23 protein-coding genes are annotated in these 26,011 nt (G+C 71.5%); 10 read left to right on the top strand and 13 right to left on the bottom strand.

Going from position 1 to position 26,011, the window contains the following annotated elements; genetic code table 11:
• The first annotated feature begins 7 nt into the window (after positions 1-7).
• Entirely contained in the window at positions 8-481 is a 474-nt protein-coding gene (locus PPSIR1_RS34240; protein WP_006975836.1) for a hypothetical protein, read from the top strand.
• 4 nt (positions 482-485) lie between these two features.
• Here the strand turns inward: PPSIR1_RS34240 and PPSIR1_RS34235 are convergent, their stop codons facing one another.
• Positions 486-1,751, bottom strand: a complete 1,266-nt coding sequence (locus PPSIR1_RS34235; RefSeq protein WP_157596272.1) for a hypothetical protein — start codon at positions 1,749-1,751, stop codon at positions 486-488.
• Between the two features lie 206 nt (positions 1,752-1,957).
• Here PPSIR1_RS34235 and PPSIR1_RS34230 point away from each other — a divergent pair, with 206 nt between their 5' ends.
• The 3 genes from PPSIR1_RS34230 (at position 1,958) to PPSIR1_RS34220 (ending at position 6,675) form a co-directional block, all read left to right on the top strand.
• Positions 1,958-3,427 carry a M17 family metallopeptidase gene (locus tag PPSIR1_RS34230; RefSeq protein WP_157596271.1) on the top strand — a complete coding sequence of 490 codons (1,470 nt, stop codon included), beginning with the start codon at positions 1,958-1,960 and terminating at the stop codon, positions 3,425-3,427.
• Between the two features lie 25 nt (positions 3,428-3,452).
• Complete coding sequence (locus PPSIR1_RS34225) at positions 3,453-6,086, top strand: M1 family aminopeptidase (protein WP_006975833.1); 2,634 nt, start codon at positions 3,453-3,455, stop codon at positions 6,084-6,086.
• Between the two features lie 277 nt (positions 6,087-6,363).
• A complete protein-coding gene (locus PPSIR1_RS34220; RefSeq protein WP_006975832.1) occupies positions 6,364-6,675 on the top strand; it encodes a hypothetical protein in 312 nt (103 codons plus the stop codon).
• Here the strand turns inward: PPSIR1_RS34220 and PPSIR1_RS34215 are convergent.
• Positions 6,672-7,202 (bottom strand): DUF2505 family protein, encoded by a 531-nt coding sequence (locus PPSIR1_RS34215; protein ID WP_006975831.1) that lies wholly within the window; start codon positions 7,200-7,202, stop codon positions 6,672-6,674. The two genes, PPSIR1_RS34220 and PPSIR1_RS34215, sit on opposite strands and share 4 nt — an antisense overlap.
• Positions 7,203-7,257: 55 nt before the next feature.
• Between PPSIR1_RS34215 and PPSIR1_RS34210 the strand changes: the two genes are divergently transcribed.
• The 3 genes from PPSIR1_RS34210 (at position 7,258) to PPSIR1_RS34200 (ending at position 10,266) form a co-directional block, all read left to right on the top strand.
• The gene (locus PPSIR1_RS34210; protein ID WP_198154681.1) at positions 7,258-8,550 is read left to right on the top strand and encodes a CaiB/BaiF CoA transferase family protein; all 1,293 of its coding nucleotides are present in this window, start codon (positions 7,258-7,260) and stop codon (positions 8,548-8,550) included.
• Between the two features lie 61 nt (positions 8,551-8,611).
• Positions 8,612-9,886 (top strand): hypothetical protein, encoded by a 1,275-nt coding sequence (locus PPSIR1_RS34205; protein ID WP_006975829.1) that lies wholly within the window; start codon positions 8,612-8,614, stop codon positions 9,884-9,886.
• Positions 9,883-10,266: a pYEATS domain-containing protein gene (locus PPSIR1_RS34200; protein WP_086001950.1), complete on the top strand. Its 384-nt coding sequence runs from the start codon at positions 9,883-9,885 to the stop codon at positions 10,264-10,266. The genes PPSIR1_RS34205 and PPSIR1_RS34200 overlap by 4 nt, the downstream gene beginning before the upstream one ends.
• Before the next feature lie 101 nt (positions 10,267-10,367).
• Here PPSIR1_RS34200 and PPSIR1_RS34195 read toward each other — a convergent pair whose 3' ends face one another.
• A complete protein-coding gene (locus PPSIR1_RS34195) occupies positions 10,368-11,903 on the bottom strand; it encodes an NlpC/P60 family protein (protein ID WP_157596270.1) in 1,536 nt (511 codons plus the stop codon).
• Between the two features lie 40 nt (positions 11,904-11,943).
• Here PPSIR1_RS34195 and PPSIR1_RS34190 point away from each other — a divergent pair, with 40 nt between their 5' ends.
• A complete protein-coding gene (locus PPSIR1_RS34190) occupies positions 11,944-12,414 on the top strand; it encodes a hypothetical protein (RefSeq protein WP_006975826.1) in 471 nt (156 codons plus the stop codon).
• 134 nt (positions 12,415-12,548) lie between these two features.
• Positions 12,549-12,974, top strand: coding sequence for a hypothetical protein (locus tag PPSIR1_RS34185; RefSeq protein ID WP_006975825.1), 426 nt, complete (start codon positions 12,549-12,551; stop codon positions 12,972-12,974).
• A 19-nt stretch (positions 12,975-12,993) separates the two neighbouring features.
• Here PPSIR1_RS34185 and PPSIR1_RS34180 read toward each other — a convergent pair whose 3' ends face one another.
• From PPSIR1_RS34180 to PPSIR1_RS34150, 7 genes are all read right to left on the bottom strand, one after another.
• The gene (locus PPSIR1_RS34180) at positions 12,994-14,442 is read right to left on the bottom strand and encodes a cytochrome P450 (protein WP_006975824.1); all 1,449 of its coding nucleotides are present in this window, start codon (positions 14,440-14,442) and stop codon (positions 12,994-12,996) included.
• Positions 14,443-14,505: 63 nt separating this feature from the next.
• Positions 14,506-15,996 (bottom strand): DUF1501 domain-containing protein, encoded by a 1,491-nt coding sequence (locus PPSIR1_RS34175; protein ID WP_045117320.1) that lies wholly within the window; start codon positions 15,994-15,996, stop codon positions 14,506-14,508.
• 11 nt (positions 15,997-16,007) lie between these two features.
• On the bottom strand, positions 16,008-16,481 hold the full coding sequence (locus PPSIR1_RS34170; protein WP_006975822.1) for a hypothetical protein: 474 nt from the start codon (positions 16,479-16,481) through the stop codon (positions 16,008-16,010).
• A gap of 155 nt (positions 16,482-16,636) precedes the next feature.
• Entirely contained in the window at positions 16,637-18,007 is a 1,371-nt protein-coding gene (locus PPSIR1_RS34165; RefSeq protein WP_006975821.1) for a DUF1585 domain-containing protein, read from the bottom strand.
• Positions 18,008-18,365: 358 nt separating this feature from the next.
• On the bottom strand, positions 18,366-19,637 hold the full coding sequence (locus PPSIR1_RS34160; RefSeq protein WP_006975820.1) for a penicillin-insensitive murein endopeptidase: 1,272 nt from the start codon (positions 19,635-19,637) through the stop codon (positions 18,366-18,368).
• A 1-nt stretch (position 19,638) separates the two neighbouring features.
• Positions 19,639-20,079: a hypothetical protein gene (locus PPSIR1_RS34155; RefSeq protein ID WP_006975819.1), complete on the bottom strand. Its 441-nt coding sequence runs from the start codon at positions 20,077-20,079 to the stop codon at positions 19,639-19,641.
• A gap of 63 nt (positions 20,080-20,142) precedes the next feature.
• Entirely contained in the window at positions 20,143-21,372 is a 1,230-nt protein-coding gene (locus PPSIR1_RS34150; RefSeq protein WP_006975818.1) for an FIST signal transduction protein, read from the bottom strand.
• 39 nt (positions 21,373-21,411) lie between these two features.
• On the opposite strand from PPSIR1_RS34150, the gene PPSIR1_RS49725 reads away from it, so the two are divergent.
• Positions 21,412-22,344, top strand: coding sequence for a methyltransferase domain-containing protein (locus PPSIR1_RS49725; RefSeq protein WP_198154680.1), 933 nt, complete (start codon positions 21,412-21,414; stop codon positions 22,342-22,344).
• Here PPSIR1_RS49725 and PPSIR1_RS34140 read toward each other — a convergent pair.
• The 3 genes from PPSIR1_RS34140 to PPSIR1_RS34130 form a co-directional block, all read right to left on the bottom strand.
• Positions 22,328-23,527, bottom strand: coding sequence for a tetratricopeptide repeat protein (locus PPSIR1_RS34140; protein WP_006975816.1), 1,200 nt, complete (start codon positions 23,525-23,527; stop codon positions 22,328-22,330). The genes PPSIR1_RS49725 and PPSIR1_RS34140 overlap by 17 nt on opposite strands.
• A gap of 88 nt (positions 23,528-23,615) precedes the next feature.
• Complete coding sequence (locus PPSIR1_RS34135; protein ID WP_006975815.1) at positions 23,616-24,791, bottom strand: S1 RNA-binding domain-containing protein; 1,176 nt, start codon at positions 24,789-24,791, stop codon at positions 23,616-23,618.
• Between the two features lie 134 nt (positions 24,792-24,925).
• The coding region (locus PPSIR1_RS34130; protein WP_006975814.1) for an ATP-binding protein at positions 24,926-26,011 on the bottom strand (1,086 nt) is incomplete at its 5' end.

Below are 26,011 nucleotides of genomic sequence, written 5' to 3'. Positions count from 1 at the left end.
TCCGGCGATGACCCGCCCCCACCTCCGCCTGGCCTCGTCGCTCGCCCTCGCTGCTTTGGTTGGGCTGGTCGGCTGCGACTTCGACGGGGGCGACCAGGGCAACGAGAGCGATACGGCCATCGGCGAGGACACGGGCGGGGACGACGAGGCTGGGACCAGCACCGAGGGCGGCACGGGCACGGGCGGCGAGACGACGTCGGCCGAGCCGAGCGGCCCGGGCGTGTTCCCGGGCGAGGGCGGCCTCGAGGCTTTTTGTCGCCGCTACATCGAGTGCGGCGGGACCTACTACGAGACCCAGCAAAACTGCATGGATCTGACCTACGACTTTTGGGGCCAGTGCCCGGCCATGGTCGACGCCCTCGACGGGTTCGGGGCGTGCATGGCCGAGCTCGAGTGCTCCGAGTACGACCCCGACGCCTACAACCCCGCGGACACGGGCTGCGGCGATCAGTGGAGCGTCGTGCTCGAGACGAGCTGCTGAGGGGCTAGTTCCGGCCCCACAGCTGACCGGTGAACACGAAGGCGATGACGATGGTCGGCATGGCCTGGCTCACGCCCACGTCCTGGCCGTCGACGATGGCCTCGCCGGTGCGCCAGCGGTGCAGGACGTGCCACTGCGGCTGGAGGATGAGGGTCGGGCGGTTGAAGCGGGGGAAGCGATCGGGGCGGTCGTAGAAGATGTAGCCGATCGAGGGGCCGATGCGCAGCTGCGGGCCGTTGGGGTTGTTGCTCGCGTCGTCGCCGTCCTCGTAGACGCTCTCGTTGTAAAAGGGCATCACCGTCGTCGCCCGGACGCCCGCGAGCAGCGAGGCGTGGCGCGGCCCCTTGATGTCCTGCAGCCACATCAGGTCGGAGTCGTTGCTGAGCATCCAGCCCTGGGTGGGCGTGAGGGTGTCGTAGCGGATGGCGTAGAAGAGATCGTCGGCGGCGCGATCTTCGGGCAGGTTGTTGAAGGTGTTGTAGACCATCACCGTGCTGCTGCGCAGCACGAGGCCCTTGTAGCGGGCCTGGACCAGGGCCTCGAGCTCGACCTGGTGACCGCCGGTCGCGTAGTTGAGGCCGGCGTCCCGGGCCGTGTCCAGCTGGGTGTCGGAGTAGTCGTCGTAGGGCGACTGGTAGGACTGGAAAAACTGGAAAGTGCCGAAGTATTGGACGTAGCTGTAGGTCGCCCGGAATCGGAACACTGCGGCCGGCTGGATCTGCAGCGTCGCGCCGACCAGGGCGATCGCCGGGCTGACCACTGGGCGGAAGAACAGGCCAATGTTGCTGCCGTTGAGGATCGTCTTTTCTTTATCGTAGAGCCGGTACTGGTAGCCGATCCACAAGCGCTCCTCGAGGCCCAGGGGGTTGATCCGCGGGGCCAGGAGGCTGGTGTAGGTGATGCTGTGCTTGTCCCCAATGTCGACGGGGAGCTGGATTTTCTTGCCGGGCGCCCGGGCTTCGCTGCCCTGGGTGGGATCGCCTCCGACGGAGGTCGTGCCCGTTTTTGCGGGGCCTTCGGTGGAATCCTCGGTGGCTGGATCGGCGATCGGGGCGGGCTCTTCGGGGGCGGTCTCGGGGGGCTCGGCCGCGGCCTCGGGGGCGGCCTCAGAGTCCCCGACGGCCTCTGAAGGGGCTTCAGCGCCCTCTTCCGGGCCATCTGCGGGGGCGTCCGCGCTGGCCTCGGCGGCCTCGGGGCCCGCGTGGGCGACCCCGGGGAGGGCGGTGAGCAGGGCGACGGAGAAGAGAGAGACGAGGATCGAGGTACGCATCGAGTTGTCCACCGGCGAGGCGTCGAGCGTCGAGCTCCCTCGCCCGCCTAGCATCCCGGTCCGGCCTGTCCGTTGTCAATGACGACCTGCGTGAATCCGGTGTCTTTGCTCGTTTCGGGGCGGTGGCTCGGTCATCGACGAGTCGTCGGGGCTGGGGCGAAAGGGGATTCCCCACGCCGCCCGTTTTTTGGGCATACTCGTCCGCGGTGTCATCGATCGGATTTGCGAGTTCAATCAAGTCGCTGCTCAAGGGGGCCAAGACCGTACTGGTGGTCGGGCCGGAGCAGGTCTTTGGAAAGAAGAAGTTCCCCAAGCTGCTGGGCAAGAAGCTCGACGCCCTCGCGGTCGAGCTCGCCAAGGACGTCAGCGTGGGCGACCTGGGCGGCGCCGCGAAGACGCTGACGGGCAGTGAACCCCGCCAGCTGGCCGTGGGCCTCCTGCCAAACAGGGTCTCGCGCTACAACACGCCCACGCGGGCGGAGTCCGTGCGTCGCGTGGTCGCGTCCTCGGCCGGGGGCAAGGGCAAGCTCGCCATCATCCTCGTCGCCGACGAGGCCGAGCACATCCTCGCCCACGCCGTCGCCATCGGGCGCTGCTTCCCGCAGTACAGCGGCAAGAGCAAGGCGCCCCGGGGCCGGCGGGTGCAGATCTTCGCGGTCGATCGTCAGGGCAAGCCCCTGGCGGCGCCCACGGGCACGGCCAAGGTCGTGCAGGCCGTGCGCGACAGCGCCGAGCTCGTGGACATGCCCCCGAGCGAGCTCAACCCGGAGACCTTCGCCGCGAAGGCGCGCGAGCTGCTCGACGGGCTCAAGAACGTCGAGATCACGGAGATCGTCGGGGACGAGCTGCTCGAGAACGGCTGCGGGGGCATCCACGGCGTGGGCCGCTGCGCCCTCGCGGCGCCGCGCCTGGTGGTCGCCACCTATACCCCCGCGCGCGCGGCCGAGGAGGAGGTCCGCCACATCGCCCTGGTCGGCAAGGGTGTCACCTACGACACCGGCGGCCTGCACCTCAAGCCGCGCGGCGCGATGGAGGGCATGAAGTGCGACATGGGTGGCGCGGCCGCGGTGCTCGGCGCCTTTAGGGTCCTCGCCCAGCGCGGCTGCGCGCACAAGGTCTCGCTGCTGCTGTGCCTGGCCGAGAACGCCATCGGCCCGGCGAGCTACAAGCCCGACGACATCCTGACCCTGCACTCGGGCAAGACGGTGGAGATCAACAACACCGACGCCGAGGGCCGGCTGTGCCTGGGCGACGGGGTCAGCTGGGCCGCCCGCGAGCTCGAGGCCGATACGGTGTTCACCGCGGCGACCCTGACCGGGGCGCAGATGGTGTCCACGGGCCTGCTGCACGGCGCGCTCTACTGCGCCGACGAGGGCCTGGAGGCGGCGATGGTCGCCGCGGGCAAGCGCTGTGGCGATTTGGTTCACCCGCTGCCCTTTGCCCCCGAGTTCTACCGCCAGGAGTTCTCGAGCGTGGTCGCGGACATGTGCAACTCCGTCCGCAACCGCATGAACGCCCAATCGGCCTGCGCCGGGCAGTTCGTCTACAACCACGTCGCCGATACGGGGGTCCGCTTCGCGCACCTCGATCTGGCGGGCCCGGCCTTCCCCAAGGACCGGGGCACGGGCTTCGGCGTCGCGGTGCTGTCCGAGACGATCCTCGGCCTGGATAGCTGAGAGTGCGGTACGCTGGGTCGTCTGCATGAGCGACCGGCACATCTCGCGTCATCACTTTGGTTGCACCCATCACCGCCGTGAACACCACGCCCACGGGCGGGGCGCGGCGGGGGAGTTCACCCTGCCGGGGGCACGGCGGCACTACCCCCCGGACCTCGAGATCGAGCCGGTCCACCTCGACATCGACCTGCGCGTCGACCTCGGGGCCCGGGAGGTCCGCGGGACCGTCACCCACACGCTGCGCTGGAACCGGGCGGGGGCCTCGCGCCTCGAGCTGCACGCCATCGACCTGCTCGAGCTCGCCGTCGAAGGCGTCGACGAGGGCGCCGGCGCGCCCGAGCTGAGCTGGACCTACGACGGCGAGCGCGTCCGCGTGTGCTTCGCCGAGGGCGCGCCCCGGGGCGAGACCCGCAAGCTGGCCCTGCGCTACCGCGTGCGCGAGCCGGTCTCGGGCCTGTTCTTCGCGAGCCCAGAGCACTACGGCGACGCGTGGGCCGACGCGCCCCGCTACGCCGCGACCGACCACGAGACCGAGCGCGCGCGCCACTGGCTGCCGACCGTCGACCTGCCCTCGGTGCGGCCAACGCTGGCCTTCCACCTGCGCGCCGACGCGGCCCTGACCATCCTCGCCAACGGGGTGCTCGAGTCCGAGGAGGCCCACGACGACGGGACCAAGACGGCGCACTGGGTCCTCGACCAGCCCTGCCCGAGCTACCTGACCTGCTTCGCCATCGGGGAGTTCGTGCGCCTCGACGACGGCGACTGCGAGGGCGTGGAGCTGGCCTACTTTTGCACCCGCGCCCACGGCCCGGCCCACCTCTCGCGCAGCTTCGGCGGGACCGCCGAGATCATGCGCTGGATGACGGCCCGCCTCGGCCAGCCCTTCCCCTTCCCCAAGTACTACCAGTTCGCGCTGCCCCACTTTGGCGGCGCCATGGAGAACATCTCGCTGGTCAGCTGGGACGACGGCTTCATCCTCGACGAGGCCCTCGCGGGCGAGTGGGGCCGGCTCGTCGATCAGATCAACGTGCACGAGATGGCCCACAGCTGGTTCGGCGACCGGGTCGTGTGCCGGGACTACGCCCACGCGTGGCTCAAGGAGAGCTGGGCGACCTACATGGAGGTGTGCTGGTTCGAGGACGTGCTCGGCCGGGACGAGCAGCTCTACGAGCTGTGGCTCAACGCCCAGTCCTACTTCCGCGAGGCCGACAGCCGCTACCGCCGGCCCATCGTCACCCGCGACTACCACAGCTCCTTCGAGCTCTACGACATGCACCTCTACCCCGGGGGCGCGGCGCGGCTGCACACCCTGCGGGGCATGTTGGGCGACGAGCTGTTCTGGGAGGGGGTGCGGACCTACCTGCGCGAGTACGATCAAAAGGTCGTCGAGACCGACGACTTTCGCCGGGTCATGGAGCAGGTCAGCGGGCGCTCGCTGGGCCAGTTCTTCGACCAGTGGTTCCGCAGCCCCGGCTACCCCGAGCTCGAGGTCGAGTTCGAGTACGACGACGCGAGCGAGCGGGGCACCTTCACCATCAAGCAGGCCCAGGTCGGCAAGGACGCGGGCAAGGGGGGCGCGGAGGTCCCGGTGTTCGCCTTCCCCCTGACCCTCGAGTGGACCGTCGACGGCGAGAGCGAGCGCGCCCAGGTGGACATCGAGCGGGCGCAGCACGGCTTCTCCTTCGACATGGGCGGCGAGCCCGATCAGGTCCGCGTCGACCCGGACTTCGCCGTGCTCCACAAGCTCGAGTTCGACCCCGGCACGGCCAAGCTCGAGACCCAGCTCGTCGAGGCCCCCGACGTGCTCGGGCGGATCCTCGCCGGGCGCGTGCTGGCCAAGCGCGGCAAGCCTGCGCAGATCGCCAAGCTGCGCGAGCGCTGGGCACAGGAGCCCTTTTGGGGCGTGCGCCTCGAGTGGGCCAAGGCCCTCGGGCGGCGGCGCTCTCAGGCCTGCGTCGAGGCGCTGGTCCACGCCGTGACCGTCGAGGCCGACCTGCGCGTGCTCGAGGGCCTGCTGCGGTCCTGCGCCGAGATTCGTGACGAGCAGCTGGCCGCGGCGGTGGTCGAGCGCCTGCGTCGTCGCCTGCCCCCGCGCGCGGCCGCGGCTGCGTGGGAGCTGCTGGGCAACCAGCGCGAGGCGGCGCCCTTCGACGAGCTCGAGGCCGCAGCTTCTCGCGATAGCTACAACGGCGTCGCGCAGAGCGGGGCCCTGCGTGCGTTGGGGGCCACCCGCGACAGCCGCGCGCTCGGGGTGTTGATCGCGCGGACCAAGGCCGGGCTCACCGACAACCGCGCGCGCCCTGCGGCCGTGCAGGCCCTCGGCGAGCTCGCGCGCCGCCTCGATCGCGGCGGGCGAGGGCGGAGCAAGCGATCGAGCGCCTCGTGGACTGCTCCGCGACCCCCCCTCCCCCGGGGCGCATGCGGCGGCCTCGGCCCTGGGCGCGGCCCGTGCGACGGAGGCCATCGACGCCCTCGAGAGCTACGCGGACAGCTGACCCTCCAGGATGCGGTCCGCGTGCGCCAGATTCTCTCGGGGCTGCGCAAGGCTGGGGAGCCGCGCCTGACCGCCGCCGAGAAGCAGATCGAGGGTCTGCGCGAGCAGCTGCGCAAGCTCGAGGCGCGGGTCGAAGCGCTCGCTGCAGCCGATGATTCCGAATGAGCTGGGGCGTGGGTAGGGATGCGGTGAGGGAGCCCGAAGGACCGCCCGCTTCGGTTTGCGGATGTGGGGACCCTGTCATGACTCGGGCTGCTTTTCATGGCTGCAGCGCAAATGGGTACTGAGTCGAGCGGGGTCGCTCTGCTAGAGTGGCGACGTGATCGACGTCGAAAGCTCCAACAGCAAGGCGTGGGAGGACTCGGGAGGGTCGGTGGTCTTTGCCCGCATCCCACCGCGCGTTGGTCTCGTGACAGGGCGCGGTCGACCGGGAGAGGGGTGCGTGGCGGCGTGGAAGGAGCACTTCCCCTGGCTCATCGTCGAGCAGGTCTCGCTGTTCGTCGATCTGTCCTTGCTCGAGTCCTGGCCGGGGCGGGTCACCCACGTCAGCACCTCGATGACCATCGAGCTCGCGGCCGCCTACGCCGAGTTCAACGTGCTCGTGTCCGATCCCATTCGGGGCATGATCGCGCGGACCGTGGGCCTGTCGATCGGCGAGCGGCTGACGGTCTATCGGGAGCGCGAGGAGTTCGAGGCGCGGCTGATCGAGGTGCTCGAGGCGCAGCGCGAGCCCATGCCGCATCCTTTGGTTTAGCGGCTGGGCGAACCGGCTGGCTTGGCGGCTGGCTTCACTTTTGGGGCCAACGCGCGCTCGAGCCAGGCGCGGGTGAAGTCTCGCTCGCGGGCGCTGTCGGCCTCGAGCTGACTTCGCAGCCGGCGCTCGAGGGTGGCGCCGATCATCGGGATGTTCAGCTCGATGCGTCCGCGGGTGTGGAGCTCGCAGGCCGTCGGGCTCAGGGCGATCAGCTCGGTCGTGCCTTCGGCCCGGACGCGGCGCTCGAAGCCGTGGATGCGCTGGGACCACGCGGCCCGCAGGGTGCCGCGGTCGAGCTCGAAGCTCATGGTCCGCCGGCTCTCGCCGCCGCCGTGCAGCGCCGGCTCCCACACGTCGACGACGACGCGCAGCAGGTGCGCCGCCGGGTCGAGGCGGCGGGCGTGGGCGCGGCGACGGGCGCCGCCGCTCTCGACCAGGGCCTCGTGGTAGCGCGGATCCCCGAGCAGCTCGACGAGCGCGGCCACGGGGTGGTCGTAGCGCGCGCAGGTGTGGAAGCCCGTGGCCATGGAGGATCCATATAGCAGCTGTCGAGGGCGGCGCCCGGCCTGCTAGGTTGCGGCCGTGTCCGTGCCACCTTCCGCGCCAGACCAACCGCCCCGCGGGGCCCTCGAGGGGCTGCGCGTGCTCGAGCTCGGCTCGCTCATCGCCGGCCCCTTCGCGGGCTCCATGCTCGCCAGCTTCGGCGCGGAGGTCATCAAGGTCGAGGACCCGGGCGCCGGCGACCCGCTGAGGAAGTGGCGCAAGCTCCACGCCGACGGGACCTCGCTGTGGTGGCGCTCGATGGCCCGGAACAAGCGCTCGGTGGCCATCGATCTGCGCACCGAGCAGGGGCGCTGGCTGATCCAAAACTTGATCGCGAGCCGGCGCGTCGACGTGCTGATCGAGAACTTTCGCCCGGGCCGGATGGAGGCGTGGGGCCTGGGCTGGGAGGCCCTGAGCGCCCTCGAGCCCAGGCTGATCATGGTGCGGATCTCGGGCTACGGGCAGACCGGTCCCAAGGCCCAGCTGCCGGGCTTCGCCAACGTCGCCGAGGCCGTCGCCGGGCTGCGCTACCTGACCGGCGAGCCCGGGCGCCCGCCGGTGCGCTCGGGGGTCAGCCTGGGCGACACCATCTCGGGCTTGCACGCGGCCTTCGGGGCCCTCGCGGCGGTCCAGGCTCGGGACGGGGGCCCGGGCCGCAAGGGCACGGGGCGCGGGCAGGTCGTGGACGTCGCGTTGACCGAGAGCGTGTTCAACATGCTCGAGTCCCTGCTGCCGGAGTACAGCGCCCAGGGCCACGTCCGCCAGCGCTCGGGCAGCAAGCTCGAGGGCGTGGTCCCGACGGGGACCTACCCCTGCCGCGAGCCCGACACCTGGGTGGCGATCGGGGCCAACTCCGACTCGATGTTCCGCCGGCTCATGGAGGTCATGGGCCGGGAGGACCTGCGCGACGACCCGCAGCTGGCTCAAAACCACGGCCGGGTGCCCCACGCCGACCGCCTCGACGCCGCCATCGCCGAGTGGACCGGATCGAAGACCGTGGCCGAGGCCCTCGCCGAGCTCGACGCGGTCAAGGTCGCCGCCGGGCCCATCCACAGCATCGCCGACGTATCTCGGGATCCGCAGTTTCGGGCCCGGGAGATGTTCGAGGCGGCCGAGCTCCCCGACGGCACCCGCCTCGAGCTCCCCGCCCACGCCCCCCGCCTGTCCGAGACCCCTGGGCGGACCCGCTGGCTGGGTCCGGACCTCGGCGTGGACACGCGGACGGTGCTCCGCGAGCTGCTGGGCTTCGACGACGCGGCCCTGGACGAGCTCCACGAGGCCGGGGTGATCGGCGGTGGGGCGGCCGAGGCCGACGCCGACCCTTCCTCCTGAGCGCCTTTTCCAAGCTTCGAGGCGCGGCAGGCCCGCACCGGCGTATACTGCGGCGAGCGCGATGGATCTGTTCACCGCCGAGGCCAAGCTGCTCTCGACCCGCCGGCTGTGGGTCGACGTCAAGCGCTACGCGCTGCTCCACGAGGTGGCGCGCAAGGGGACGATCCGTCGCAACAAGCGGGTCAGCACCGTGACCCTCGGGCTCGCGGGGATCACGACCTTGGCGGCCGTGGCCGCGGGCTCCCTCGAGGACGTCGCCCAGACCGTCGCCTTCGGCTTCAACCTGGTGTGCGCCCTGGGGACCTCGATCTCCAAGCTGATCGAAGAGCGCTCCGACGCGCCGAACCGAGCGGCCAACCACGCCAAGAAAAAGCACGACCTCGAGGATCTGCTGCTGCGCATCGACACCGTGGGCGTGCACATCCGCGAGGCGGTGCACGGCAAGCGCCAGTACGACGTCGAGGCCCTCGACCGCGCCCTCGCCGACCTGCGCAAGGTGGCCCGGGACGCCGAGCCCCAAAACGAGGTCGACGGCGACGGCAGCCTCGGGGAGGAGGCCGAGGAGGCCGTGGACGACACCTCCATCGCCGTCGCGCTGTCCGAAGTTCGACGCCTGCGCGAGCTGCCCGAGGGCGAGGCCGCGTCCGGTAAGCTCGAGGTCATCGCGCCCTCGGCGAGCGCCCGGGCGGCGCGGGAGCTCGAGGCGACGACACAGAGCGCCGAGCCGCCGGCGGTCGAGCGCAAGCGGGCGAAGGTGGCGAGGTCCCAGGCCGACGAGGCTGGCTCTTTCGCGCAGCTGCCGGAGGCCAGGCCAGTCCCGGCGCCTCCCGCGGCGGTCCCGAGCCCGACCCCCGTCCCGGCGGCGGCGCCCAAGCCCGCCGCGGCCACGGCCCCGGGGGCGCCGACCTTCAGCCGCTCGGCCGAGCTCGCGGACGCGGGAGCGGTCGCCAAGGAGGTCATCCTGGGGGACGGCGCGCAGTTCGGTCTGGAAGCTCTCGGGGATGACGACGACGCAGAGGCGTTCGAAGACGAGAGCGAGGTCCCTGAAGAACAGGAAGAACAGGGAGAGGAGGCCGCGCCGGTCGAGCTCGAGGCTCCCGCCAGGCCCAGCGTGTTCGAGACCATGGACGCGGACGGCGAGCTCCCGCCCCCGTTGGCCGGCGAGGTTCCCCTCGGCGAGGCTGGGGGAGCGAGCGGGAACCCGGCGACCGTCCTCCACGGCTTGCCCGTGCTCGACGAGGGGGAGCTCGACGTCGCCCCCGAGGGCGTCTCGGGCATCGTCGCGGTCCAGCGCCGCAAGACCGGGCCGACGCGCCGCGAGGGAGGTGCTCGATGAGCAGGCTGGACGTGACCGTGCGCAGCGAGTTCGTGCGCAGCGGCGAGGGCAAGATCCGCTACCGCCGGGTCCGCGCGGGCGGGATGGAGCACTACAACGTGCGGGTCTACGTCGACGGCAGCGACGAGGAGCTGCGCCGCGTCGAGGCGGTGACCTACGAGCTGCACCCGAGCTTCCGCAACCCCGTGCACCGTCAGACCAACCGGGCCTCGCAGTTCGAGCTGACCCTGTGGGTGTGGGGGATGTTCGACATCGAGGTCGAGTTCGAGCTCGTCGACGGCGGCCGGGCGCGGACCCGCTACTACCTGCGCTTTAGCTTGCCGGAGGACACGGGCGACAACTACGTCGAGGTCCCGGTGGCCAGGCAGCTCGAAAAATAGCAGCTCGAAAAATAGCGGCTCGAACACCGCGATTCGTTCTAGCGATTCGAAAGACCGCTATCCGCCCGAGCGGTCAAGAGACCGCGATCCGCCCAAGCGGTTCAAAAGACCGCGATCCTGGAAATGCGCTCGATGAAGGCCCGGCGCTCGCTGCCGCGGCCGAGCTCGAGGGTGGTCACGCCGACCCGGTCGAGCTTGTGGATGCTGTCGTCCCCGCCGGTGCAGGGCTCGAGGTACTCGCTCAGCGCCGAGATGGCGTAGTCGTGGCCGCCGTCCTCGCCGAGGTAGAGCATGATGTGGCCCGGCATGTAGAGCAGCACGATGCCCTCCTCGTTGGCCGCGCGGATGGCCGCGCGCTTGGCCTGCTCCCCGAGCGCGCTGACGTCTTCGCTGCGCCGGCCGAGCTTGGCCTGGGCGCCGGAGCTGCGGGGCAAGAGCACGCCGAACTGGGCGAACAGGTCCTTGAGGTAGCGCGAGCAGTCGCGGTGGCCTCCGCGGCCGCCCCAGCCGTAGGGCTGGTCGAGCTGGCTGAAGGCCTGGGTCAGGACGTTGCGGCGGCTGAAGGGCAGGGGGGCCTCGCCGGCGTGGAGCCCCGCGGGCAGCCGCGCGCGGACGAAGCCCTCGCCTCCGGCGGCGGGCAGGCGGACGGCGAGCCCTTTGTCGGGGTCGGCCTTGGCCTCGGGGTCGAGGGGGAAGCGGGCGCCCGCGCGGAGCGAGTCGTGGTCGGCGAACACGTGAGCCGAGGGCGCGTCGAGCCAGGCCCTGGCCTCGGCGAGCTCCATGGCGGGGCCCAGGGGGGCGCCCTCGTTCGCGCCGGCCACGGTCTGGACCCAGCCGACGGAGTAGCCGGCCTCGACGTAGGTCCAGCGCGTGCCGGCCTCGTCTTCGGGGGTGCTGGCGATGGCGCGGACCAGCTCGCCCATGTGCAGGGAGCTGCACTTGTTGCGATCGAAGTCCGGATCGACGGGCTCGGTGAACAGCCCGCGGGCGCTGGGGATGCACCACAGGGTGGTCTCGCGGGTCACGAGGTGGAGGGTGCCGGCGGGGGCGTGGGGGTCGTCCGCGCGGCTCCGGGCGGCGCGGATGTGGCCGCGGGCTTCGTCGAGGACCCCGGCCTCGCCCTCGATGTACTTGCCCGAGTCGACCCGCTCGCGCAGCCAGGTCATGCGCTCGCCGAGCTCGGCGTCGACGAGCTCGGCCGCGGCGACCCCGGGGTCGAGGGGGTCTCGCCACCCGCCCGGGAGCGACGCGACCTGGCGGGCGAGGGCGTCGCGGACGGCCGGGTCGAGGAGCTCCCCGTCGATGGCCTCGGGGTCGAAGCGGGCGAGCCAGAAGTCGGCGGTGTCGTATTCGGGGCGCACGTCGGGGGCTCGGGTCTCGGGGATGGGCGCGGCGGCGCAGCTCGACGCGGGCGCGGGCGCGGGCGCGACCTCGCCGTCGCGCGGCTCGGTCTCGCCGCCCTCGACGGTCAACCCCGGGGTGGTGCAGCCGCTGCCGAGCGCCCAGCTCAGGCCCAGGACGACCAGGCTCCAGGACGGAGCGAGGACGGGTGCAGGGGAGGTGCGCCGGCCGGAGACCATCGTGGGCCCAGACGCGCGGGCGAGCGCGCGGATTCCCCGGTGGTCGGCAGGCGGCACGGGGCAGCAATAACACGGCGCACGCTGTTAGTCTGGAGCCGTGCCCTTCCTCGCCGAGCTCTCCCCCGAGCTTTTGCTCGCGCTGGCCCTGGGCCTGGCGCTGCTGGGCCTGGGCTTGGGGCTGCGGCTGGCGCGGTGGTGGGCGCGGCGGTCCGAGCGGGCCCAGACCCGGCGCAGCCGCAAGCTCGGCGTGCGCGGCGAGCAAAAGGGGGCGCGGGTGCTCGAGCGGGCGGGCTACCGGGTGCTCGAGACGGAGCTCGAGGGCGAGTCCGAGCTGCTCGTCGACGGCGAGCTGCGCCGCTTCAGCGTGCGCGCCGACGCCCTCGTCGAGCGCAGGCGTCGACGCTACATCGCGGAGTTCAAGGGCACGAGCAAGGCGGGCAGCCTGAACAATCGGCATACCCGGCGGCAGGTGATCGAGTACGCCCTCGCCTACCCGGAGTGCGCGGGCGTGCTGCTCGTCGACGCCGAGGCCGGGACGATTCGCGAGGTCCGCCTGCCGCGGGCTTGAAGGGCGACTGGCACGACGCTCACCGGACATCGGGTGTCCAGCCGCTGTCCACTCCCGTTCAGATGGATGTCAAAAAGCGACTCGGGGGCCCGATCGCCTTGTCTCCCCCATGGACCGGCGCTAGGCCGGGTCGGGTGAGTCGATCTCTCGAGCTGCCAACGCTGTGCCTCGCGTCCATCTTCAGCCTCGGCCTGAGCGCTTGCGGCGTGGACGTGTGCCCCGAGGGCCCGCCCCCCGAGGGCTTTGGGCCCGTCGCGGAGCATCTACCCGCCGAGCTGGTGTTTTGCGCCGCGGAAGACAGCGGCGCCGTGCCTGATCCGGTCAACCAGGCCCACGTGAACTTCCGCGTGGACTCGAACGACATCGACGCGGGGATGCAGCGCGTCGTCGAGTGGATGCGCGCGAGCGGGTGGAGCCAGACCGACGACTGGGCCGCCGACCTCGCCTTCACCCGCGACGGGACCCTCCTGCGCTTTAGCGCCTTTAGCAACCCGCGCTCGAAGTCCTTCGGGAAGAGCGATCGCTTCCACGCCTTCGTCTCGGTCGAGCCGGCGCCGTGACGGCCACGGCCAGCCTGCTCTAGCTGCGCGCCGTGATGCGCACGCGGACGTCCTGGCTGGGCGGGTAGATGCCCAGGCCCACGCGGCTGAGGTCGTAGCTCGGGAGCGGGCCGTCGTCGACGAGCTCGAGATCGTAGCGCGAGAGCAGCAGCGTCACGCACAGCTTGATCTCGTTGACGGCGAAGAAGCGACCCGGGCACATGCTGACCCCGGCGCCGAAGGGCATCAGCGGCATGGGCACGCGCTTGCCGGCCTTGAAGAACTGCTTGACGCCCTTTTCGACGTAGAAGCGGTCGTGCTGGTAGGCCTCGGGGTCCGGGAAAATCTCGGGGTCGCGGTGGGTCAAGAAGGGGGCGATGGCGACCTGGTCGTCCTTGCGCAGGCGAAAGCGCCCCGTGGGCAGCTCGAGCTCGCAGTCCTCGGCGGCCAGGCGCAGGGTCAGCGAGCCCGAGGACAGGCGCAGGGACTCGCGGATCGCAGAGTCGAGGTGGCGCAGCTGGTCGAGGGTCGCGGTGCTGCGGTCGCCGGCGCGCAGCCCCTCGGAGGCCTCGAGCTCGGCGCGCACGGCCGCGAGGGCCTCGGGGTGGCGCAGCAGGTGCGCGACGGCCCAGAAGGTCGCGGGGATGGTGTTGGCGTGGGCGGCCCACAGCACGGAGACCTGGATGCGGCCGCGGAACTCGGGGTCCTCGGCGGCCATGATCTCGGCGCGCTTGGCCATCCACTCGCTCTGCGCCGGGGCCTCGGGCCCGGTCGACGCGGCCATCGGCGCGACCAGGAACTCGCGCCCGGCGATGCCCTCGCGGACGATGAAGTCCGGGACGCGGGCGAGCATCAGCGGGAAGGCCTGGTCGAAGTCGTCGAAGGCCTTGGACAGCGCGGGGGTGGCCACGCCCTGGCCGTAGAGCGCGTCCGTGCCCGCGGCGAACATCAGGTCCCAGATGAAGCGGTAGAGGTCGGCCTCGGCGTGGCCCTGGCCCGCGGGGGTCAGGGCGTCGACGTACTCGGGCAGCAGCGCGTCGAGCTGCGCCTCCATGCGCGCGGTCAGGGGGCTGAGCGCGGCGCCCTTGAGGAAGTCCTTGGACGCGCGCTCGAGCGCGTGGATGGCCGCGTACTCGCGGACCTTGGGCAGGGCGAAGGCCAGGTCGACGACCTCGTCGGCGACGGGGGCGAAGCTCAGCTGCTTGGCCTTGAGCAGGGCCGGGACCGCCATGGGGTCGAGGGCGAAGGTCATGCGCCGGCCGCCGATGAACACCGTGAAGAGCTCGCCGTGCTCGGCCCGCAGCCCGTCGAGGAAGCGCATCGCGTCGCGGCCAAAGGGCAGGGCGGCGCCGAGGTAGGGCACGGCCCCGCGGATCAGCGGCGGCTCGCCGGGGCGGCGCCAGCCGTTGATGGCCGCCAACGCGCCAAGGTAAGCCGCCGGAGCGGCGAGGCAGGCTGCGATCACGACGGGCAGGCCATGCTCGTTCATCCATCAGCGCGCGGTGCAGGTCAAGGCCGCCCCGCTCCTGACGGAGCGGGGGGGCAGGCGCGCTCAGCCCGCGAGCACGGCGGACATGTCCCGGCGTCCCGGGAAGTCGACGCCCATGGCCTGCGCGACGAGGCTGTAGACGTCCCCCTCGCGCATCAGCGTGCCGGGCTCCGGCGCCCCGGTCTGGCGGTCGAAGCCGTAGGTCAGCAAGGTGCTGGGGTCGACGCCTCCGAACACGCGGTTGCCCTGGAGCATGGGCGAGAGCAGCAGCGAGCCGTTGTTGAGGTGGTGGCCGGTGCCGAACATCTCCGAGCCAAAGGGGCGGTTCTTGTCCCGGCCAAAGTCCGTGGCGACGTAGATCAAGCTGCGATCCCACATCTTCCCGAGCGCCGGGTCGCCGAGGTAGTCGAAGGACTGGAGCAGCTTGACGAGCCCGTCGACGACCTGGAGGGTCCGCCCCCACATGACGCTCTGCGAGGGGCGGTGGAGCACGTGGGAGTAGTCGAAGGCCAGCGGCGCGCCGACCAGATCATCGCCCTCGAAGCTGGGGTTGAACTCGAGCGCCACGGTGTTGGCGCAGCTGAGCCCGAAGAAGCTCAGCAGGAAGGACAGGGCGCTCTGCTGCTGCCAGATGTCGCTGTCGAGCTGGGGGAAGGTCGCGCGGAGGGTGTCGAGCATGGGCGAGAGCCCGAGCTGCGCGGCCTCGGGCCCGTCCGCGTCGAGCAGCATGAGCTTGGTGATCGCGTCCATCGACTCGAGCTGCGGACCGACCTCGTCCCGGGCGCGGACGTAGTCCTGACGCAGGGGCGAGTCGCGGTAGGTGATCCCGAAGGGCGAGACCTGATCGAGGCGGCCGCGCGCGGCTCGGACCCGCTCGAAGCTCGCCTCGTCGAGGGGGCTGGTGATCCCGCGGCTGCCGTGGGTCGAGAGGGCGTAGGTGCGCGGGTTGAGGATGACCTCGGCGCGGGCGTGGCTCGGCAGGTAGCGGTCGGTCCCCGGCTCGAGGTAGCCGTCGTAGCCCATGTTGCAGTTCGCCAGGGGCATGCCGAGGCCGTAGCGCGCGCTGACGGCTTCGGCGATGGTGCGCCCGCCGTTGATCCCCGCGCCGGTCATCGCCCGCTTCTGCGCGACGTTGTGGTTGACCGAGGTCACCTCGTGGGTGAGCACCGTCATCGACTCGTAGTGCGCTTCGAGGAAGGTCTCGATGGCGTAGCCGGGGGTCAGGAAGCTGGTGTCGGGGATGGGCCGGACGCAGCGGATGGTGCTCGCGCCGGGCTGGGCGATGAGCTCGCTGGGGTAGACGTTGAGGGTCGACGCGTCGACCCCGTCCGGGACCTCGTCGACGCTCACGGGCAGGAAGCTGTCGATCAAGCTCGCGCCTCCGCTGGCGCAGACGACGAAGAGCAAGCGCCGATCCGCGGGGTCGACGGTGGTGTCGGTCTCTTCGGCCGCCGCGCGGCGAGGGGGGAGGGCGGCGCCGAGGGCTGCGGCGCCGACCAGGCCGCCGAGGCCTGCGAGCATTCGGCGGCGGGAACATGAGGTGGTCTTGGACATGGCGGGGACTCCTAGATGAAGATGAATTCGGTGGTCGTGGCGACGGCGACGCAGGCCTCGGCGGCGAAGCGCTCGGCGAGGACCGGCTCGCCCTGGTCGTCGACGAGGAGCTCGGCGAGGACCTCGTACTCGGCGTCGATGGGGTCGCGGGACAACAAGCGCTGGTAGAGGGCGTCGACGGTCTCGATGAAGGCGTCGCTCGTCGCCGCCGGGGCGGGCCCGTCGAGCTCGAGGGCCGTGAACACGGCGCGCTCGTCGTGGTCTCGGGCGACCCGCTCCGAGCAGGCCGCGAGCACCACCCGCTCGACGGCGAGGGGGGTGGTGACCATGGGCTTGGCGACGGGGGCGTACTGGCCGCGACCAAAGGGGTCGTGGCCGCCGAGGGCGACGAGGTGGATGTCGTCGACGCAGTCGTAGCTGCCCAGCTCGGTGCACAGCTCCTCGGGGGCGAGCTCGAGGGCGCGGGACAGATCCTGCTCGAGCACCTGGTAGCGCTTCCACAGCAGCTGGTTGCGGGTGGACGCGGCGATCTCGGGCTCGGCCTCGGGGTCGGGCTCGTTCGAGCACCCCAGGGCGGACGCGAGGCACAGCCCCGCGAACGCGAGGCCCTAGCGTTGGACGGTACGGTTGGGCGTGGACATCAGGGGGCTCCAAAGGCGTCGGTGTCGACGATGCGGTGGATGAGGCGGTTGGCCGAGTAGCCGTCGGCGGGGAGGCTGTCGACGAGGGCGGCGAGCTCGGACATCTCCGCGGGCGTCGCCTCGCGGCCGAGGGCGTGCTCGACGAACATGTTGGTCATGGCGCGGCGGAAGTAGACCGACTCGGACGCGACGGCGGCCCACTCGGGCACGCTCGAGACCGGCTCCCCAAACAGGACGCTGGTCACCTGCCCGGGCTCCCAGCCGTCGATGACCCCGACCAGGCGCTCCTCGTCGTACTTGCCGTTGTCGCTCGGGTACTCGATGCCGTGGTAGTTGGCGAACACGTAGGCGAGGGGGTCGAGGGTCGAGTGGCACTGGGCACACGCGGGCGCCTGCACGCCCTTGCCGTCGATGTCGGTGGGCTCGCCCTCGACCGGGAAGATGCCCTCGTGGCGCGAGATGTCCATGTCCAGGTAGGAGCGGAGGGCGTGCGCCGCCGTCGTCCGCGGGACCGGGCTGAGCATGGTGTTGATGACCAGGAACCACTGCGTGGTGATCATCCCGGCGCGGTGCTCGGGCTCGAGGGGCTGTCCGCCGCCGAGCAGGGGGTTGGGCTGGACGCCCTCGACGCGCTCGAGCGCTCCGTCGCCGCCTTCGATGACGTGGTACTGGGCCGTCAGCAGCTCGCGGAGATCGCGGTCGTCGCTGAGCACGTAGCGCCACAGGCGGTAGTCCCAGTAGTAGTCCGCGAGCGCGAGCTGGACGCCATAGAGCTCGACCTCCGTGTCCATCCCGACAGACTCGAGGGGGCGGACGCGGGGGTCCGCGAGCTCGCGCAGGCCTCGGCCGCGCCAGTAGGCCGAGTCGAGGCACAGCGCGAGGTCTTCGTGGACGCGCTCGCGCTGCTCGTCCGAGTCGAGGGCGCGCAGGGACTCGAGGGCCGCGTAGTCGGGGGACTGCCCGCAGTAGAGCGCCGACATGCGCCGATAGGCGAGCACGGGGTCGTACTCGCCGAGGGCGTACCAGGGGTTCTCGAGGCCGGTCGGCTCGGGCAGCGGCTGCCACAGCGACTCGGCGCGGCCGGGGTTGGTGCCGACGAGGATCTCGTCGAGGTTGCTCTCGCCGTCCCCGTCGGCGTCCTCGGACTCGACCGCCGCGAGGGCTTCGGACAGGTAGGTGTCGAAGTCACGGCCTGCGAGCTCGGCGTTCACGGCGAGGCCGTAGCCGTTCCACAGGACGGGGTCCGTCGAGTCGTGGCAGGTGTCGCAGGTGATCACCCGGCCGAGGCAGTCCGGGCTGCTCGGGTACTGCTGGCAAAAGGCCTGGGGGGCGTTGGGCCGGGCCTCGGCGAGGCTGGGGAAGGCGAGCACGAGGCCGAACAGGCACGCACTCGCCGCCAGCCCCTGGGCCGAGCGGATTGGGGGACTAGAGAAACGCATTGCGCGTAGAACCTGTTCTACGCGCCCATCCAAGTCAATGTGAATGTTCTATGTTTAATGACTTTGCGACATGTAGGCATTACGTGTCATCGAGAAAGCCGTCGAAGTACACAGGCTGACATTGACGGGCTCGAGGAGAGGTATTGTGAAATGTGTGGACGAGCGAAGGTGACGCCATTGAATGACTCATGCCTGTGCGTGCCGAACACTCGCAATTAGGCCAGTCGTCTAGAACTCGGTTCTATTTTGATGGGGCTAGAACCGAGTTCCATTCGTGGCGGAGTGAGGCTCAAGGCCGTGGCGTGACGTCGACGGGGAGCTTGCCCTCGACCCAGCGCAGGTGGACATGGTCGGCGTGGGTCGGCCAGTAGCCCTTGTTCTCGGCGTGCAAGAAGCGTCGACCCGGGCGGCGCTCGCCGACCTCGGCGTCGAAGGGGGTGAGCACCGTGGGGTCGTTGTGGACGAAGTAGGCGACGGCGTCGACGAGGAAGATGATCTGGGCGAGGATCCGCAAGCGCTGGCTCGAGGGCGTCTCGGACAGGGGGTCTTCGGGATCGAAGGCGGGCTCGTGGTCGCCCTTGCCCTTGGGCTTCCGGGCCCAGGTCGAGACACCCCTTTTGTAGTGGTGCCACCAGATGATGGGGCGCGGGTCCGGGGCTGGTTGGGCCTCGGACGCGGGCTCGGGCTCGGGCTCGGTCGAGGGGGTCTCCCAGTCGAGCAGGTAGAGGTCCGCGTCGACGCCCTTTTGGTGCGTCCAGTGGTCCTCGATCTTGCCGCCGTCGACGTGGCTGATGTCGCCGATGCCCAGCAGCCCCCCGGTCCGCGCGCTGTACTCGTGGGCGACGCCGACCAGATCGCGGATCACCGCCTCCTTGCCCCACTGCTTGTGCAGGGACTCGTTGCCGTTGGTCTTGAAGGGCAGGTAGGCCCGCCCCGGCTCGATGGCGTCGCCGAGGTTGACCCAGCGCTGCTTGTCGATCCACGCCTCGTGCTTGCCCCGCTCGCCCTGTGCCGCCAGACCGAAGGGATCGACGACGACGTGGAAGTAGGACTGGCTCCCGTCCCGGGTCACGACGAGGTCGTAGCGGACCAGGGGACCGGGCTCGGGGGCGGGGCCGGGCTCGATGGCGGCGAACTTGGCCAGGGCCATCCAGCGGCGGACCTGCTCGCTGCGCCCAGCGAGGTTGATGGCCCGGTGCTCGCGGTAGGCCTGGCGCAGGCCCGAGTCCGCGGGCAGGGGGCCGCGGGGGGTGTCGCGGGGGGTGAGCTTGATGTCGAGGGCGCGCAAGCTGGCGCGGGCGTCCTCGATGAGCGCGCCGAGGCCGGCCTCGTCGAGAGGCTGCGGCTCGGGCTTCGGTTGGGGAGTCGGAGCGGGCTCTGGAGCGGGCTCGGGCTCGACCTCGGGCGTGGGCGTGGGCGTGGTGGCCGGCGCGCTGGCGAGGGTCTGGACCTGCCCGCGGGACTCGACGGCCCCCGCCGACGCGTCCGCGCCGCAGGACGAGCAGGCGAGGACGCAGGCGAAAAGGCCCGTCGAGACCGTGCTGTGCCCGTCGCGCCTCAACTCACTCGCTCTTCGCGTCGTCCTTGGCTTGCTCGGTCTGGGCGTCCGCCCCGGCCTCGCCCTTGCTCTCGCCCGGGTGGTTGATGGCGAAGTAGGCCGAGGTCGCGGCCAGCAGCGGGAACACGAACCACAGCGCCTTGCCCCACTCGGGCTTGCGGTTGAGCACCGCCGGCGCGGCGCCGATGAGCACCCAGATCAGCAGCTTGGGGTGGAGCCAGCCGGGCAGCCCGGCGGACATCGGGCTGATGCGCGCGAGCATGCCGAAGCCCGCGACGAGGATCAGCAGCACGCCGACGCCGTGGGTCGCGGCGAGCAGGCCGCGGGCCTTGTTGGTCTCCTTGGTCCCGCCCGTGGCCCCGTGGAAGGCGTAGCCGCCGATGGCCATGAACACGAGGATGATGCCGAGGATGTGGATCAGGTTGTAGAGCTGGTACGAGAACATGTCGGCGGACCGAGGGTGCCCGCTGGCGCACCGGCGTGCAATCCCAGGGGCGGATTTGTGTGTTTAGACCATCGTCGCAGGGCGCAGCAGCAGGATCGAGCTGGTGTAGCCGTGCATGAAGGTGCGCCCGGCGATGGGGCCGATCTCGCCGTTGCAGAAGAAGCCGGCGAGGGGGAGGGTGGCGCCGAGGTGCTCGCGCAGGACCTCGCTGTCGTGGCCGGTGCGCCCGTAGAGGTGCTCGCCGCGGCCCAGGCAGCTGAACAAGAGCGCGACCGCGGGGGCGCGCTCGCCGTGGATGCGCTGGTGCTCGGCGGCGAGATCGTGGAGCTCGCTCGCGGCGGTCTGGGCGTCGCGGAGGTGGAACTGGACCACCGGGTGCCCGTGGAGCTCGGCCGCGATGCCGACCGCGCCGCTGCTCGGGTCGACGCCGATGAGGTTGCGGACGAGGAAGTCGCCCTGGTCGTGGACCTCGAGCTGGGGGTGCATCGACAGCCCGATGAGCAGGCTGGTCCGGGCGCGGGCGCGGTCGTCGGGCTCGAGGGTGGTGAACAGCTGCTGGAGCGCCTCGACGGCGGGGCGCCCGTCGAGCTCGTAGACGATGTTGGCCTGGCGGCGGGTCACGAACATCGGCGCGCCCACGGGGCGGCAGCCCTGGGCGACGATGGTCTCGACCTCGAGGTTGCCGCGCAGCGCCAGCCCGACCATGCCGCGGTGGTGGGTCGAGCGGTCGCAAAACAGGCGGTGCTCCCCCGGCCGCGCGCCGCCAGAGGCGAGGCCGCCGACGACCGTGCCCTGGGGGAAGGCCCGGTCGAGGCTGCCGAGGACCTCGGGCCCGGGCCAGCTGAAGGGGTCGGGGAAGAGCATGAGCAGCGGGTCGGGCCCCTCGGCGATGCCGATGGCCGCGAGCCAGCGCGCGCGCAGGTCGTCGCGTTCCGACTCGCCCGAGTCTCCAGACCCACCGACCAAGGCCTCGAGGGCCTCGGCGTCGATGTGGAAGGGCGTGCGCTCGACCCCGGGCAAGCGCGCCGCACACAGGGCGAGGCCCGGGCCGTCCTCGAGCTCCGTGCCGTTGGCGAGCACGCCCCCGGCCGAGCACCCGACCACGGCGGCGTCGGGGAAGCGCTGGCGCAGGGCCTCGGGAATCTCGTGCCAGCGCGCTTGATGGTCGCGCGTGGCGAACGCGAGGACGAGGTCGGGGCGCTGGTCCCCGAGCTGCTCGCTCAAGCTTTCTTCTCCCCGGGCGAGGGCGACCTCGAGGGTCGGGGAGTTGTCGATGCTGGCGGCCCAGCGCACGCTGCAGGGTAACAGGCGGCGAGCGGTTATGCTCCCGCGGTGAGCGAGGGTCGCCGCGAGGTTCACGTGGAAGGGCTGCCCGCATGGATGGGCCCGGCGCAATGTCGGCGCTTGCTCGGGCCGAGCAGCGCGGCAGACCTCGGCGGCGACGCGTGGGTGTTCGACGCGGGAGGGGCCCGCGCGTCGTGCACGAGCCGAGCCGCCGCCGACGTGGCCGCGCGCTTGCGCGGGCTCGTGCTCGAGGGCGAGCCTCTGAGTGTCTCGGTGGCCCCCAAGCTGAACCGGTCGGCCGTGCGCGCGGCGAGGACCGAGGACGCCCGGCGGCGCCGCGACACCACCCCCGGCTTCAGCCGTCGCGGCGCTCGCCTGGACGAGGAGGGGCGCTGGTCCTTGACCCCCGAGGTGCTCGCCAAGCGCATGGCGCGGTGGGCCGCGGCGCAGGGCGTGGAGGCGGTGATCGACGCGGGCTGCGGAGCGGGGGGCAACGCCATCGCCTTCGCCCGCGCGGGGCTCGAGGTCGTCGCCGTCGAGGCCGACGCGGGTCGCCTGGCCATGGCCCGCCACAACGCGGGGATCTACGGGGTCGCCGACGCGCTGCGCCTGGTCCACGGCGACGCCGTCGCGGACCTGCCCACCTTGCTCGACGAGCTGGGCCCGGCGCGGACCCTGGTGTTCTTCGATCCGCCCTGGGGCGGCGACGACTCCAAGCAGCGCACGGAGGTCGGCGACTTCCCCTTGCTCGCCGCGGCGCTCCCCCGCGTGCGGGCGCTCGGCTGCGCGGGCGCGTGGGCCAAGCTCCCGCCGGGCGTTCGCAGCAGCACCTTCGAGGCGGCCTGGGGCGAGGCCGTGCACCCCCGCGCCGTGTTTGGCGAGGCCGCGGGCGATCGTCGGCGGATCAAGTTCGTGCTGATCTCGACCCTGCCCTGGGTAGCGCTTCGGTCCGGGCCTCGGTCGTCTAGCTCGACCAGGTGACGGCCATCGAGCGCGGGTCCTCGGGGTGGACGCGCACGGGCAGCGTCGCGCCGGGCCGGACCCGGGCGAGGTTCAGCTCGTTGACGACCTCCTGGTGGACCACGACGTAGGCCTCCTTGCCGGGGACCTCGATGAGCATGCGCAGGCGCAGCATGGGCTGCTTGTTGACGCGCACGCCGGTCTGCTCGACGGTCAGCAGCTTGCCCACGCCCTGGACCCCAGAGGTCAGCAGGGCCTTCTTCTTGGCGTTGCCCCGGAACATCGAGCCAAAGGTCGCGACCATGGTCCCGGCCACGGTCAGCACGATCACGGCGGGGGCGACGGTGTGGCCGAGGTCGCCGGGCAGGGCTGAGGCAGCGCTCGCCCCCGCGACGCCGACCAGGCTCAGCACGATGGGCACGACGATCATCGCGCCGACGTTGATCCCCGAGCCGGTGTCGATGGCGTTCTCGTACATGTGTTTGACGGTGACCTCGACCTCCGGGAGGCTGCGCCGGCACAGGCCGAGGTTGGCCTGGAGGGTCACGATCTGGCGCACGCCGGCGAGCTGTTGCGGGCTGCCGGCGACGGCGAGGAGCTGGTCCTTGGCCTGCTCGAGGTCGCCGAGGCGCTCGTGGGCGTGGGCCCGGAACACCCCGCAGATCAGGTCGTAGGCGTCGGAGATCGGGACGTCCTCGGCGCGCAGACCGAGCACGCGCAGGACCTCGCGGAAGTCCCCGGCGTGGGTCTGCACGTAGGCCGCGCTGAAGCGGTAGCTGGTGTCGACGTGCAGGTCGTCGGAGTGGGGATCGAGCTGGGTCAGCAGCTGCAGGGCGACGTCGAGGCGCCCGAGCGCGGCGTAGTTGCGGGCGAGCAGCCCGCACAGCACCAGGTAGTGGCGCCCCCGCGGGAGCTTGGGCAGGGCCGCCTCGACGAGCTGGCCGGCGAGCTGGCGGTCGTTCACGGACGCGTAGTGCCGCGCGAGCATGAAGGTCAGCCAAAACAGGCGCTCTTGCCCGGGGTAGCCCGGCGCCACGGCGAGCTCGGACTCGGCCTGGACGAGCATGCGCCGGGCTTCGTCGACCTTGGCCGTGTCGAGGCCGCCGCCGCTGACGAGGCCCTGAAGGTTGGTCGGCGGCAGCAGGGGCTTGCCGTCTTGCTCGCGCAGTCGTTCGAAGCGCAGCGCCTCGTTGGTCCCAGTCATCGAGGGACTCTACCTGAAACGCGCGCTTCGCGGGGGCTGTCTGAGCGCGCCGCCAACCGTGGCACGCTCGAGTCGCAGCGTCGCCGGCCTACTCGAGCTTGGCCTTGAGCAGCTCGCCGAAGCTGCCCATGTCGCCGCGCTTGTTCTGGCCCTTGCTCTGCTTGGCGCGGAACTGCTTGAAGTTCGCGCGGGCCTCGGTCTCCTCCACCCGGCGCATGGAGAAGCGGGTGCGGCCCTTGTCGTCGGTGCCGATGGCGACGACGCGGACCTGCTTGCCCACGGGGTAGGCCCGGCGGGGGTCGCCGCCCGGGGGCAGGTCGAGCTCGCGGGTCGGGACGATGCCGCCGCTGGTCGCCGTCTCGACGAACACGCCGAAGGTCTCGACCTTGACGACCTCGGCGTCGACGACCTTGCGCTCGGAGCCGGCCTGGGCCGGTCCCGCGCCCTGCTCGGCCTGACGCAGAGACAGGCTGATGCGCGTGGCGACCTTGCCGTCGCCGGGCTCGATGGTCAGCACCTTGACGCGGATCTGCTCGCCCACGCTGACCACGTCCTCGACGCGCTCGACCCGGCCGTGGCCGAGCTCGGAGATGTGGATGAGGCCCTCGACGCCGCCCAGATCGACGAAGGCGCCGTAGGGCTGGATGGTCTGCACCGTGCCCGTGACGATCTGGCCCTCGGCGAGCTGCTCGAGCAGGGCCTTGCCCTTTTGCTCGCGCTCTTCCTGCAGCAGGGCCTTGCGCGACACGACCACCGAGCGGCCCTTGTCGCGGATCTCGAGCACCTTGAAGGCGAGGCTCTGGCCCTCGTAGATCGAGATGTCGGGGGTGTAGGCCACGTGCACGTGGGAGGCCGGGCAAAACGCGCGGGTCTTTCCGATCTGCACCTCGAGGCCGCCCTTGACGGCCTTGGTCACCGTGCCGGTGACGGGCGCCCCGGACTCGAGGGCGAGCTCGAGGTCGCCGATGCCCCCGCTGCCGCCGAAGCGCATGACCAGCTTGGGCCGGTCGCCGCCGGTCTGCACGATCGCGCGGAGGCGGTCGCCGACCTTGACGGTCAGCTCGCCCTTTTCGTTTTGCAGCTCATGGACGTCGATCTCGCCCTCGGAGCGCGTGCCGACGTCGACGAAGACGGTCTGTCGACCGATCTGCACCACCGTCGCTTGCACCGACTCGCCCGGGGACAGGCGTTTGCCGCTGGAGCGGTCGCCACCGCCCGACACCGACTGCTCGAAGAGTGCCGCGAAATCGTCGTCATCGACCATGGCGGGACGGTGTACCACAGGCGCCTGGAAAGTGGACCCGCGGTGGGGCGGCGATCCGGCATGGAGGGCCGCCCCAAAAATGGTGTGTTGAGTCACGACAGCTCCGTCGCCACCTGCGCCCAATGCCCAGTCGCTCAATCGCTCAGCATGCGCTCGAGCACCTGGCCGAGCTCGCCCGCGCCGAAGGGCTTGGGCAGCACGGGGGCGTCGGCCAGCTTGTCGAGGCTCTCGCGGGCGCGCTCGCTGACCGTGCCGCCCAACAGCAGGACCCGGTGGATGCGCCGAGCCTCGCGCAGACCGAGGGCGAGCTCGGGCCCGGACAGCCCGGGGAGCTCGATGGCGGCGATCAGCAGGTCGTAGTGGCTCTCGCCCGCGAGCAGCTCGCCCGGGGCGGCGAAGCTGCGGACCTCGTGGCCCATGCGCTCGAGCTGACGCTGGACGATCTGGCGAATGGCCGGATCGCCGTCGACCAGGGCGACGCGGGAGAAGGCCGAGCGCGGGCCGCTGCGTCCGAAGGGGTCGTCGGGCGGTGTCTCGTTGGGGTCGGCCTCGGGCAAGACCACGGTGAAGATCGTGCCGCCGCCAGCGAGCGCGTAGTCGATGCTGCCCCCGGCCTGGACGACCACGCCGCGGACGACCGCCAGGCCGAGCCCCGTGCCCGTCTCGCGCGTGGTGAAGAAGGGCTCGAACATGCGCTCGGCGACGGAGGGGGGGATGCCGCCGCCGGTGTCGGCGACGGAGACGAACACCTCGCCGGGGCCGCGACGGCCGGCGCTCAGGGTCAGCTCGCCCGACTCGCCCATGGCCTGGCAGGCGTTGACGACGAGGTTCAAGAGCACGCGGTGGAACTGCGCCGGGTCGACGCGGACGGGCAGGGCCTCGTCGGGGAGCACGCCCTCCACGCGGACCTCGGCCCCGGCCAGGGTCCGCCACACGCCCAGATCCTTGGCCACGAGCTCGCCGAGGTCGACGAGCTCGGGCCGGCTCAGCTGGGCGGCGGAGCTGGCCTGGAGTTGGCGGGTGATGCCCGCCCCGCGCTCGCAGGCCTGGACGATCGCGGCGATCAGCGCCTCGCGATCGGCCTCGCTGAGATCGGGGAAGGCCAGCTCCTGGGCCCCGAGGTTGATGGTCGTGAGCAGGTTGTTGAAGTCGTGGGCGATGCCCGCCGACATGCGCCCGAGGGCGGCGAATTTTTGCTGGCCGAGGAGCTGCGACTCGGT

Origin of the sequence: Plesiocystis pacifica SIR-1 (assembly GCF_000170895.1) — a bacterium.
In the GTDB taxonomy this organism is placed as follows: Bacteria; Myxococcota_A; Polyangia; order Nannocystales; family Nannocystaceae; genus Plesiocystis; species Plesiocystis pacifica.
This window is presented reverse-complemented; position numbering and strand designations above follow the sequence as displayed.

Excerpts from the sequence above, each read along its gene's own strand:
- PPSIR1_RS34135 (WP_006975815.1), bottom strand. The coding sequence starts at position 24,791 with ATGGTCGATGACGACGATTTCGCGGCACTCTTCGAGCAGTCGGTGTCG.
- PPSIR1_RS34140 (WP_006975816.1), bottom strand. The coding sequence starts at position 23,527 with ATGACTGGGACCAACGAGGCGCTGCGCTTCGAACGACTGCGCGAGCAA.
- PPSIR1_RS34235 (WP_157596272.1), bottom strand. The coding sequence starts at position 1,751 with ATGCGTACCTCGATCCTCGTCTCTCTCTTCTCCGTCGCCCTGCTCACC.
- PPSIR1_RS34215 (WP_006975831.1), bottom strand. The coding sequence starts at position 7,202 with ATGGCCACGGGCTTCCACACCTGCGCGCGCTACGACCACCCCGTGGCC.
- PPSIR1_RS34240 (WP_006975836.1), top strand. The coding sequence starts at position 8 with ATGACCCGCCCCCACCTCCGCCTGGCCTCGTCGCTCGCCCTCGCTGCT.
- PPSIR1_RS34225 (WP_006975833.1), top strand. The coding sequence starts at position 3,453 with ATGAGCGACCGGCACATCTCGCGTCATCACTTTGGTTGCACCCATCAC.
- PPSIR1_RS34155 (WP_006975819.1), bottom strand. The coding sequence starts at position 20,079 with ATGTTCTCGTACCAGCTCTACAACCTGATCCACATCCTCGGCATCATC.
- PPSIR1_RS34180 (WP_006975824.1), bottom strand. The coding sequence starts at position 14,442 with ATGAACGAGCATGGCCTGCCCGTCGTGATCGCAGCCTGCCTCGCCGCT.
- PPSIR1_RS34200 (WP_086001950.1), top strand. The coding sequence starts at position 9,883 with ATGAGCAGGCTGGACGTGACCGTGCGCAGCGAGTTCGTGCGCAGCGGC.
- PPSIR1_RS34175 (WP_045117320.1), bottom strand. The coding sequence starts at position 15,996 with ATGTCCAAGACCACCTCATGTTCCCGCCGCCGAATGCTCGCAGGCCTC.
- PPSIR1_RS34205 (WP_006975829.1), top strand. The coding sequence starts at position 8,612 with ATGGATCTGTTCACCGCCGAGGCCAAGCTGCTCTCGACCCGCCGGCTG.